General features: G+C 61.1%; 6 protein-coding genes and 1 pseudogene. 5 read left to right on the plus strand and 2 right to left on the minus strand.

Annotation, left to right across the window (positions count from 1 at the left end):
* Positions 1-453: 453 nt before the first annotated feature.
* Entirely contained in the window at positions 454-2,469 is a 2,016-nt protein-coding gene (gene uvrB, locus AO277_RS06410) for an excinuclease ABC subunit UvrB (protein WP_002552947.1), read from the minus strand.
* A gap of 395 nt (positions 2,470-2,864) precedes the next feature.
* On the opposite strand from uvrB, the gene AO277_RS06415 reads away from it, so the two are divergent.
* Positions 2,865-4,061 (plus strand): amino acid aminotransferase, encoded by a 1,197-nt coding sequence (locus AO277_RS06415; protein WP_002552946.1) that lies wholly within the window; start codon positions 2,865-2,867, stop codon positions 4,059-4,061.
* 235 nt (positions 4,062-4,296) lie between these two features.
* Positions 4,297-4,614: a hypothetical protein gene (locus tag AO277_RS06420; RefSeq protein ID WP_005734393.1), complete on the plus strand. Its 318-nt coding sequence runs from the start codon at positions 4,297-4,299 to the stop codon at positions 4,612-4,614.
* Positions 4,615-4,669: 55 nt separating this feature from the next.
* Here AO277_RS06420 and pvdQ read toward each other — a convergent pair whose 3' ends face one another.
* On the minus strand, positions 4,670-7,003 hold the full coding sequence (gene pvdQ, locus AO277_RS06425; protein WP_180273427.1) for a bifunctional acylase PvdQ: 2,334 nt from the start codon (positions 7,001-7,003) through the stop codon (positions 4,670-4,672).
* A gap of 209 nt (positions 7,004-7,212) precedes the next feature.
* Here pvdQ and AO277_RS06430 point away from each other — a divergent pair.
* From AO277_RS06430 to AO277_RS06440, 3 genes and pseudogenes are all read left to right on the plus strand, one after another.
* Positions 7,213-8,384: pseudogene (locus AO277_RS06430) on the plus strand (efflux RND transporter periplasmic adaptor subunit).
* On the plus strand, positions 8,385-10,355 hold the full coding sequence (locus AO277_RS06435; protein WP_044319757.1) for a MacB family efflux pump subunit: 1,971 nt from the start codon (positions 8,385-8,387) through the stop codon (positions 10,353-10,355). It abuts the pseudogene before it with no gap.
* A 7-nt stretch (positions 10,356-10,362) separates the two neighbouring features.
* Entirely contained in the window at positions 10,363-11,751 is a 1,389-nt protein-coding gene (locus AO277_RS06440; RefSeq protein ID WP_044319758.1) for an efflux transporter outer membrane subunit, read from the plus strand.
* Positions 11,752-11,927 lie beyond the last annotated feature (176 nt).

Genomic DNA, 11,927 nt, shown 5'->3' on the forward strand with positions numbered 1-11,927 from the left:
CACTCCGCGTGGGAATGCAGTTCGTGACGCTCCGCGTCACACAGCGGTTCTGCGATGTCAGTTGGGTCGGGGTTCGGCTCAGGTCACCTTTGCGCCCTTACGGCGCCCTACTTTGAGGGACCAAAGTAGGCAAAGTCCCCGCTCCTGTTTCCGGCCCGACTTCGTCGGGTTCCTTCGCCCTGTCACTGATCCGAGGGTCGCCGCAACGGGCCATCCATGGCCCGGTGCGGCTAGCCTGGCGTCCTGCCAGGCTACCCCCGGATCAGCGCCAGGACTCAGCCGTCACTAACGTCGCACTCTGCGTCGTCAGTGCCACCGTGATCGAAAAGCGCGTATGGCGGCATCATGCAGGCGCAGCATGACAGTGTGCGGCACTAAAGACTCGCGGCGCAGAGCGTCACGAACTGCATGCAGACGCGGCGCATCTGCATAAGAGGTGACGTGCCCAATGCTTCAAACCGCCAGCAACCGCTCCCGCAACTTGCCAATCTCGTCGCGCATCTGCGCGGCGGCTTCGAACTCCAGGTCGCGGGCCAACTGGTACATTTTTTCTTCCAGTTGACGAATGCGCTTGTTGATCTCGCTCGGCGAGCGCAGTTCGTTTTCATAGCGAGCGTTTTCTTCGGCGGCCTTGGCCATGCCCTTGCGCTTCTTGCTGCGCGAGCCGGGTACCGTGGCACCTTCCATGATGTCTGCAACGTCCTTGAACACGCCTTTTGGGGTAATGCCGTGCTCAAGGTTAAAGGCGAGCTGTTTATCGCGGCGCCGTTCGGTTTCGCCAATGGCGCGCTCCATGGAACCAGTGATGCGATCGGCGTACAGGATCGCCCGGCCATTGAGGTTACGCGCAGCCCGACCGATGGTCTGAATCAGCGAACGGTCGGAACGCAGGAAACCTTCCTTGTCGGCATCGAGAATCGCCACCAGCGACACTTCCGGCATGTCCAGGCCCTCGCGCAGCAGGTTGATCCCCACCAACACATCGAAGGTACCCAGACGCAGGTCGCGGATGATCTCGACACGTTCAACTGTATCGATGTCCGAGTGCAGGTAACGCACTCGCACCCCGTGGTCGCTGAGGTAATCGGTCAAATCCTCTGACATGCGCTTGGTCAGCGTGGTGACCAGCACCCGCTCTTCCAGCGCCGTACGTTTGTGGATTTCCGACAACAGGTCGTCGACCTGGGTCAGCGCCGGGCGAATCTCAATCTGTGGGTCCACCAGACCAGTCGGGCGTACTACCTGCTCGACGACACGTCCCGCGTGTTCCGCTTCATAGTTGCCCGGCGTCGCCGAGACAAAAATGGTCTGCGGGCTGATCGCTTCCCACTCGTCAAAGCGCATGGGCCGGTTATCCAGCGCCGATGGCAAACGAAACCCGTACTCAACCAGGGTTTCCTTGCGTGAGCGGTCGCCTTTGTACATCGCGCCGACCTGCGGCACGCTGACGTGAGACTCGTCGATCACCAGCAAGGCATCGGCAGGCAGGTAGTCGAACAGGGTCGGAGGCGGCGCACCGGACGGACGGCCCGACAGGTAGCGCGAGTAGTTTTCGATACCGTTGCAGTAGCCCAGCTCCAGCATCATCTCCAAATCGAAGCGGGTCCGTTGCTCCAGACGCTGGGCTTCCACGAGCTTGTTCTGAGTGCGCAGGTATTCAAGACGCTCCTGCAACTCGACCTTGATTCCTTCCATTGCCTCGATCAGCGTCTCGCGCGGGGTAACGTAATGGCTCTTGGGGTAGAACGTGAAGCGCGGCAGCTTGCGGATCACCTCACCGGTCAGCGGATCGAACGCCGACAGGCTTTCGACCTCATCATCGAACAGCTCGACGCGGATCGCTTCCAGATCGGATTCGGCCGGGTAAATGTCGATGACATCGCCACGCACCCTGAACGTCGCACGGGCGAAGTCCATGTCGTTGCGGGTGTATTGCAGGTCGGCCAGTCGTCGCAACAGGGCTCGCTGGTCCAGTTTGTCGCCACGGTCGATGTGCATGACCATGCGCAGATAGGTTTCCGGGCTGCCCAGGCCGTAGATGCACGACACCGTGGTGACGATGATCGCGTCCTTACGCTCCAGCAGCGCCTTGGTTGCAGACAGGCGCATCTGCTCGATGTGGTCGTTGATCGACGCATCCTTCTCGATGAAGGTGTCAGACGACGGCACATAGGCCTCGGGCTGGTAGTAGTCGTAATAGGAAACGAAATATTCCACGGCGTTGTTCGGGAAGAACGCCTTGAATTCGCCATACAACTGCGCGGCCAGAGTCTTGTTCGGTGCCAGGACCAGCGTCGGGCGCTTCACCTGAGAGATCACGTTGGCGATGCTGAACGTCTTGCCCGAGCCGGTCACCCCCAGCAAGGTCTGGTGCGCGAGCCCTGCGTCGATCCCTTCGACCAGTTGGCGAATGGCCTCGGGCTGATCGCCGGCTGGCTCAAAACGGGTAACGAGCTGGAACTCGGACATATCCTACCTCTTGGTTCATACGCGACGGGTTCATACGCGACTTGATTCGTACGCGACGGGATCGCGCAAAGGGCTCGCCTCACCTGAATGGACTGACAGGCCATGACGAAATCATCGCCAACGCCCGGTCCCGCCGGGAAAAGGCGTGCGATGTCTTGAAATGATGCTTACTAGATGGAGCCATATGCTGGCCTTTCAAGTCACGCACTTAAAGCATTGAGGTTCGAACGGGACGAACGTTCTGAAAATATGCATATAAACCTCGAAAAAAGCCGCCCCGACCTGTCGCCCGGCGAGGGGATGCTCTCTATACTAAGCCCTGTTTGTGCACCGCTTTGGCGCATTCAGCCGCAGCGTGCATCCCTAACCCACTCTTCATCAAGAGCCGCCGCACAATGAGCCTGTTCTCCGCTGTCGAAATGGCACCCCGCGATCCGATCCTGGGTATCAACGAAGCCTTCAACGCTGACACCCGCACCACCAAGGTCAACCTTGGCGTAGGCGTCTACTGTGATGAAGAGGGGCGCATTCCTCTGCTGCGTGCCGTGGCTGAAGCTGAAAAGATCCGTGTCGCCCAGCACGCGCCGCGCGGTTACCTGCCGATCGACGGCATTGCCGCTTATGACCAGGCCGTGCAAAAACTGCTGCTGGGAGCTGATTCACCGCTGATCGCTTCAGGCCGTGTGCTGACCACTCAATCGGTCGGCGGCACAGGTGCCTTGAAGATCGGTGCCGACTTCCTCAAGCAGCTGCTGCCCAACGCAGTGGTAGCGATCAGCGACCCAAGCTGGGAAAACCACCGCGCACTGTTCGAAACCGCAGGTTTCCCGGTGCAGAACTACCGTTATTACGACGCAGCCACCCACGACGTTAACCGCGCCGGCATGCTTGAAGACCTGCAGAACCTGCCGAACAACTCGATCGTCGTACTGCACGCCTGCTGCCACAACCCGACTGGCGTCGATCTGAGCCTGGATGACTGGAAAAAAGTGCTGGAAGTGGTAAAGGCCAAGGGCCATGTACCGTTTCTGGACATGGCGTACCAGGGCTTCGGTCAAGGCATTCAGGAAGATGCACTGGCTGTGCGCCTATTCGCCGAGTCGGGCCTGACCTTCTTCGCCTCCAGCTCGTTTTCCAAGTCGCTGTCGCTGTATGGCGAACGTGTGGGCGCGCTGTCGATCATTACCGAATCGAAAGAAGAAACTGCCCGCGTTCTGTCGCAGGTCAAGCGCGTGATCCGCACCAACTACTCCAACCCGCCGACCCACGGTGCGATCATTTCCGCTGCGGTGCTCAACGACCCGGCACTGCGCGCCCTGTGGGAAGAAGAACTTGGCGAGATGCGCGTGCGCATTCAAGGCATGCGCAAAGCCATGGTCGAGCGCCTGGCCGATAACCCGGCCGGTCAGGACTTCAGCTTTGTCGGCCGTCAGTGCGGCATGTTCTCCTATTCCGGCCTGACCGCCGCACAGGCACAACGCCTGCGCAGCGAATTCGGCATCTACGCGCTGGATACCGGGCGTATCTGCGTGGCGGCGCTGAACCAGAAGAATATTGATGCCGTGTGCGACGCAATCAAGAAAGTGCTGTAACCGCGCTGCCTATATCTTCTGTAGCGAACCTGTTCGCGAAGGCTATATTCCGTTCAATGCATCTCATGCAACTGTACGGCCCCCTTCGCGAACATCGCACCTCCCGTAGCCTCACACAACACCCAATCCTGCATCACCCTCCTTCAGAACCGTTCGGCAACTGAATCGAACGATCCATATGGCTACCTTTCGAAACCCTGTCAGACCATTTTCTGAAACAGATATCGAGGTACGCATGTCCATCGAACCGCAACGTCAGAAAGAACAGCCACCGGGCCAGCATACGCCCGCTGACCAGGGCGCAGACCGCAACGACCCGGCCATCGAGCCACAGGTTGCGGACGTAGAACCAGAGACTGAAAAAGGTGGAGGCCAGAATCAGGGCCAAAGCCCTGCTCCCAGCCAGTCTCAGTCTCAAGGCCAAAGTCAAAGCCAGTCATCCAGCGACAGTGCTTACGTGCCCGACCATGAGCCAGAGGAAAAAACCGAAGATCTGCGCAATCATCAGCCTACCCAGGGTGTTGACGCCGATATCGATACGCCCGGCGGCTAATCCCGACAGGCAAGCGCGTTTGGGCCGCCCGGCCCAAACGCTTCTCCTGCCATGTTCAGCGGCTGCCCTCCTCGCTGATCACCTGCACCTGATACGCTGGATCAGCCTTGATTTGCTGTTCGGTGAACGGCAACTCACTCCACTGTTTTTTCGAAAACGCCTCGGTCTGGTCTCTTGAGTGGGCCGACTGCGGGTTGCTCGATTCAGAGAACGCCAGCAGGCCTTGCGCTCTGGGCCCCTGCTCATCAAACGTCACGACCTGCAGATAACTGGTGCCGCTGACCGCTTCACGCTTGCCGTCCTTGCCAGCGATGGTCTGCATGGCATTGTAGACGCCGAGCCCGGCCGGGCCACCATGAATCGGAATGGGTTTGCCGCTGAGGCTGGAGACCTGAATGTCGCCCCATTTACTCTCGGGCGAAAGACCGGCCTTGGCCACCTCATCAACAGCCGCAAGCATGGCGGCGCGCAGTGCGCTGGCAACCTGAGGGTTTTCAATGGCCAGCCCGCTTGGCGTGTGGGTCGGGTTCTGCGGGTCGAACACCACGCGCCAGCGCGAGGCAACGCCTTGCATGGATGTCATGATCCGCTGGAAGTACACGAACCCGATGCCACTGTTCAGATCAGCGCGTCCGCCCCAGGCTTTCAAGGCGGCGCACAACGGCGTCAGACGCGCAGCATCATCGCCCAGCTCCGAAGCACAGAACTTCAACAGATCCGGCAGCACTTGCCCGGCCTGATACACCTCGTTGTCCATGACCATCGCTTGCAGATTCTCGGCGCTGACCTTGCCAGCCTGTTGCAGACTGCCCAGCCGATCCAGCGCAAAGCGCGCACGCTGACCGAGTGGCTGACCGTCCTGGCTGATCAACGGCGAAAATCCCTTCAGTGGTGCCGCGGGATTGACCATCCAGGCAGAGTCATTGGAATGCTGCACAAAGTCGCTACGCAACAGTTGCGGCTGGCGTGAGGACGGATAAATACCTGCCTGAGCCGCCTCCGCGGATATGTCCCAGTTACATTCACTGCGCGAGCCGTCGAGCACGATCAGCTCGGTGCCGATACGCGGGTCACTGCACTTGGCGAGCTTGGCGGCGTCCACGTTCGGTACTACCGAGAGGTTCATGTACAGCGCCTGCCCCTTGGCATCGACCGCCAGGGTATTGACCCACGGAATGCCCTGAATCTTGTGCACCGAATCCTGAAACGCCTTGAGGCTGTCAGCCTTGTCCATCGAATACCACTGCTGTAACACACGGTCGTTTTCCAGGTTGGCGTCACGCAGGCTGAAGGCGAACTTGTCATCCCAGTCCAGCTTGCCCGGCCACTGCACCACCGGGCCGAACTTCGAGGAATAAATGATGCGCGGCACAGCCTTGAAGCTACCGTCCGGCTGCTTCACCTCGACGCTGACTTGTTGCTGGCCCATGGCAATTGACTTGCCATCCAGCACATAGCGGGTCGAGTCTTTCGGGTCGAGCTGCAAGCGATGCAAGGTGAAGTGTTTCGACGTGTCGACGGTATGGGTCCAGGCCAGATGCCGGTTGAAACCGATATTGATCAGCGGCAGGCCCGGCAATGCGGCACCCATCACGTCAAGCTTGCCAGGAATAGTCAGGTGCATTTGATAGAAGCGCATGCCGCCACCCCATGGAAAGTGCGGGTTGGCCAACAGCATGCCGCGCCCATTGGCGGACAGCTCGTGCCCTACTGCCACGGCATTGCTGCCACGCTCCAGGGCAAAGCGCTGGTTGCGCGCAGCGGCCAATTGCAGCGCCTGAACCTGCTGGCTATCAACCTGCAATGGCTTTTGCGCAGAAGGCGGTTTGGCACCGGCAAAGGCCTCAGTGAACTGCCCTACGCCGCCCTCGACCAGCAAGCGGCGAGTCAGGCGCAGCAAATCATCGGTACTGATCGGTCGAACCCAATCGGCTGCGCAAGGCTGCGGCAGCCCCTTGGCCTTCTGCTCATCCAGCGAGCGGTTGTAGCCGGCGACATAGCCCTGCATCAACTGGCGAATCTCGGGCGGCTGGGCTTTCCAGAAATCAGCCAGTGCCTCAGGCGTGTTGAGCCACTTGAACAGCAGGTCGCTGGCCATGTTGCTGCGTTGCTCAAGGGTCGCCTTGTCCGGCCCGAAATAGCGTGAGCGCTCGCCGTTTACGGTGACGATTTCGTTGGCCAGCAGGCACAGGTTGTCCTGCGCATACGCATAACCGATGCCGTAACCCAGACCGCGCTCGTTGGCGGCGACGATATGCGGCACGCCAAAACCGGTACGCCGGATTTCGGCACGGGCGGCCTGATGATCCGCGGCAACCAGGGCCTGGGCAGGCAATATCACCGCGAAAGAAAGACCTGCAAACACAAAACCGCACAGGGGTCTGGAAATAATCACGCTGACTCCAACTCGACAAGACGACCCGAATTAGCCGCTCCCCTTAAACGAAGCGCAGACGCGAAATTTACTCGCGCAATGCAACCCGCAGCCGACGCTAAATTCCCGTCCTCATCCCTCGTTTAAAGGGCAGCTCTATATAAAGGCCCGCTCTGCAGCCGGCGTCCGTCGATCGGTTGATTTTTCCCACCCCAGGAACCTGCATGAAACGCTCTCGCCCTCCTCGACGCGCCCTTCTCGTGGCGCTGTGCCTGTTCCCGGTCATCGCCGTGTGTGCCTGGCAGATCATGCCCGACAGCAAAGGTCATGCAGCGACCGTGACGGTGACCCGCAGCAACATCGAAAACAGCGTGACCGCACTGGGCACCTTGCAGCCGCGCAGCTATGTGGACGTCGGCTCGCAGGCCACCGGGCAGATCATGAAAATCCACGCGCAGGTCGGCGATCAGGTCAAGGAAGGCGACTTGCTGGTCGAAATCGATCCGTCGACACAAAAAGCCAGGCTGGACGCCGCGCGTTACGCCATCGAAAACCTCAAGGCCCAGCTTCAGGAACAGCGTGCGCTGCACGAGCTGGCCGAACAGAAGCAACAACGTCAGAAACGCCTTGCGGCGGGCGGTGCCACGCGTGCCGAAGACGTGCAGGCTGCGGAATCGGAATTTCGTGCCACCCAGGCACGGGTCGACATGTTCAAGGCACAGATCCTGGAAGCTCAGGCGGCGCTGCGCAGTGACGAGGCGGCGCTGGGCTACACGCGCATCTACGCCCCCATGAGCGGCACGTGGTCGCACTGGATGCGCGAGAAGGTCAGACCCTGAACGCGCAACAGCAGACGCCGCTGATTCTGCGCATCGCCCGCTTGTCGCCCATGACCGTCTGGGCCGAAGTCTCGGAAGCCGATATTGGCCATGTCAAACCCGGCATGACGGCCTACTTCACCACTCTCAGCGGTGGCAATCGGCGCTGGAGCAGCACGGTGCGGCAAATCCTGCCGGTGCCGCCCAGACCGCTTGATCAAGCCAATCAGGGCGGCGGCAGTCCGAGCAGTGCGCGCAAGAGCGGCGGCGGTCGGGTTGTGCTGTACACCGTGCTGCTGGACGTTGATAACAGCGACCAGGCACTGATGGCAGAAATGACCGCACAGATATTCTTCGTCGCCGGCAGCGCGCAGAACACCCTGACCGCCCCGCTCGCAGCCTTGCAGAACGGTCCTCAGGCCGATGTGCAGATCGCGCAGGTGCTGTCCGCCAATGGCGAAGTGCAAAACCGTCAGGTACGCACCGGCATCAGCGACCGCCTGCGCGTGCAGGTGCTCGACGGCCTGAATGAAGGTGATCGCCTGCTGGTGCCGGCTTCTGTCGGCAGCGGGGGCTGAATGCAAACGCCGCTGATCGACCTGCGCGCCATCCGCAAATCCTACGGCGGTGGCGACAGCCCGCTGGTCAACGTTCTGCGTGGTATCAATTTATCGATCCATGCCGGGGAATTCGTAGCGATTGTCGGCGCCTCCGGTTCCGGCAAGTCGACACTGATGAACATCCTCGGCTGCCTCGATCGCCCGACCTCGGGTGAATACCTGTTCGCCGGGGAAAACGTCGCCGAGCTGGGCAGCGACGAACTCGCCTGGCTGCGCCGCGAGGCATTCGGTTTTGTGTTTCAGGGCTACCACCTGATCCCTTCCGGCTCGGCACAGGAAAACGTTGAAATGCCAGCCATCTACGCTGGTATACCCGCCGCAGAGCGCCACGCCCGGGCTGCCGCACTGCTCGACCGGCTGGGCCTGGGATCGCGCACCGGCAACCGGCCGCACCAGCTGTCTGGCGGTCAGCAGCAACGGGTGTCCATTTCCCGCGCCTTGATGAATGGCGGGCATATCATCCTCGCCGACGAACCCACAGGTGCGCTGGACAGCCACAGCGGTGCCGAGGTCATGGCGCTGCTGGACGAACTGGCCAGCCAGGGCCATGTGGTGATCCTGATCACCCATGACCGGGAAGTCGCAGCCCGCGCCAAACGGGTCATCGAGATCAGCGACGGCCTGGTGGTCAGCGACACCGCATGCGATCTGTCTGCGCCACGTTCAGCCAACCCCGCTGCGCTACAGGCCGTCGACCTGCGCAAGCGTCTGAGTGAAGGCAGCGGCAGTCGCGGGGCGTGGAAAGGCGAACTGCTCGACGCGGTTCAGGCCGCGTGGCGGGTGATGTGGATCAACCGCTTTCGTACCGCGCTGACGCTGCTGGGTATCGTCATCGGCGTTGCATCCGTGGTGGTCATGCTGGCGGTCGGTGAAGGCAGCAAGCGCCAGGTCATGGCACAGATGTCCTCGTTCGGCTCCAACATCATTTACCTCAACGGCAAGGCCCCCAACCCGCGTGCACCCAAGGGCATCATCACCCTTGAAGAGGTAGCGGCGCTGGGCGAGCTGCCCGAGGTAAAAATGATCATGCCGGTCAACGGCGGACAGGCCGGCGTGCGCTACGGCAACGTCGATCATTCCAGTTATGTCGGCGGCAACGACACGCACTTTCCGGCGATCTTCAACTGGCCGGTAGTGGAAGGCAGTTATTTCAGCGAAGCGGATGAGCAAAGTGCTGCCGCCGTGGCAGTGATTGGTTACAAAGTTCGCCAGAAACTGTTCGGCGAGCATACCGACCCTATTGGCCAGTACATCCTGATCGAAAACGTGCCGTTTCAGGTGGTCGGCGTGCTTGAGGAAAAAGGCGCCACTTCCGGTGACCTGGACAGCGACAACCGCATCGCCATTCCCTACTCGGCGGCCAGCATCCGTCTGTTTGGCTCGCAGGACCCCGAGTACATCACCATCGCTACACGCGATGCCAACAACGTCAAACACGCCGAAGAAGCAATACGCAACCTGCTGCAACGCCTGCATAACGGCAAGCAGGATTACGAGCTGACCAACAACGCCGCGATGATCCAGGCTGAAGCACGCACCCAGAACACCCTGTCGCTGATGCTCGGCTCGATTGCGGCGATCTCGTTGCTGGTCGGCGGCATCGGCGTGATGAACATCATGCTCATGACTGTGCGTGAGCGCACCCGTGAAATCGGCATCCGTATAGCCACCGGCGCGCGGCAGAGCGACATCCTGCGGCAGTTCCTCACCGAAGCGGTGATGCTTTCCGTGGTCGGCGGGCTGGCCGGTATCGTGCTGGCACTGGGCATGGGCGCAGCCTTGTTGCTGAGCAAGGTGGCGGTTGCGTTCACCGTGCCGGCAGTGGCCGGAGCGTTTGCCTGCGCACTGGTCACCGGCGTGATCTTCGGCTTCATGCCTGCCCGCAAAGCTGCCCGGCTCGACCCAGTTGCGGCCCTTACCAGTGAATGAACAATCAATGAAGCCGAGCCTTTCCCTTTTGACCGTCTGCCTGTTACTGACCGCCTGCAATACCCCGGCTCCGCGCCTGGACAGCGGCATTCAGCCACCTGCACGCTGGGCGTTTGCCCAGAGCGCTGCCGCCCAGCGCAGCGACGCCCGCTGGTGGCAGCAGTTCGGCAGCCCGCAATTGAATCGCCTGATCGAACAGGCCAGTCGCGACAGCCACGAAGTCGCTGCAGCAATGGCTCGTGTGCGTCAGGCGCAGGCCAGCGCCATCATTGGCGGCGCACCGTTGCTCCCGGAGCTGGCCTTTGACCTGCGCGGCGACCGCAACAAGTTCGTGCGCAACAGCGACCGCAAGGCCAACCCTTCCGACGACAACAACACCAACAACTTCACCAGCGACCTGACCGCCAGCTATGAAGTGGATTTCTGGGGCGGTATCGCCGCCGGACGCGACAGTGCGCTACAAAGCCTGCGGGCCAGCGAATTCGATCAGGCGACAGTGGAACTGACCCTGCTCGGCAACGTCGCTGACCGCTATGCGCAAACCCTCGCGGCGCGCGAGCAAGGCCGGATTGCCGAGCTGAACCTGGCCAACGCGCAAAGCGTTTTGAGGCTGGTGCAGACCCGTTACGACTCGGGTTCGGCCACTGCACTGGAACTGGCGCAGCAGAAAAACCTGGTCGCGACCCAGCAGCGCGAACTGCCACGCGTTCAGCAACTGGCCAACGAGCAGTTGATCAGCCTGGCAGCGTTGCTCGGCCAGCCGGTACAGAATCTGAACCTCGGTGATCAGGCATTCGCCACCCTGAACTGGCCGGACATCGGCCCCGGTCTGCCCAGCGAACTGCTGACCCGCCGCCCGGATCTGGCCAAAGCCGAAGCTGAACTGGCCGCGGCGCAAGCCAATGTCACGGTGGCGCGCGCTGCCATGCTGCCAAAGCTGACCCTGAGCGCCAGGCTCGGCACCGAAGCCACCCGCGCCGAAGACTGGCTGCGCGCACCGTTCAGCAGCCTGGCTGCCGGTCTGGTCGGGCCGATCTTCAATAATGGCCGTCTGGCTGCCGAGCGCGACAGGGCCACAGCTCGTCAGGAAGAGCTGCTGGAAACCTATCGCGGAGCGATCATCAACAGCTTCGCCGACGTCGAAAAAGCCCTGAACAGCATTCAAGGCCTGGACCAGCAACGCTACTGGCACGAAGAAGAACTCAAACAGGCGCAAACCGCCTTCAACATCGCCCAGAGCCGCTATGAAGAAGGTGCCGAGGACTTACTGACGGTACTGGAAACCCAACGCACGCTGTATCAGGCGCAGGACGTGAGCGTGCAGTTACGGCTGGCACGCTTGCAGGCGAGCATCGCGCTGTACAAGGCACTGGGCGGCGGCTGGCAGGTGCGCTGAGCGCACGATCCACTATCGTGCGACGCTCTGCGTCGACATGCAGGTCTGGACGCTCCGCGTCCTCTTGCGACGCAGAGCGTCGAGAGCTGCATTCCCACGCTGGAGTGGTATGACCCCCGAAGGTTGGACGCAACCTTTGGAGGCGTCATGGGTAAATATACAGTGCAGGCAAAACT

Origin of the sequence: Pseudomonas amygdali, assembly GCF_002699855.1 — a bacterium.
In the GTDB taxonomy this organism is placed as follows: domain Bacteria; phylum Pseudomonadota; class Gammaproteobacteria; order Pseudomonadales; family Pseudomonadaceae; genus Aquipseudomonas; species Aquipseudomonas amygdali.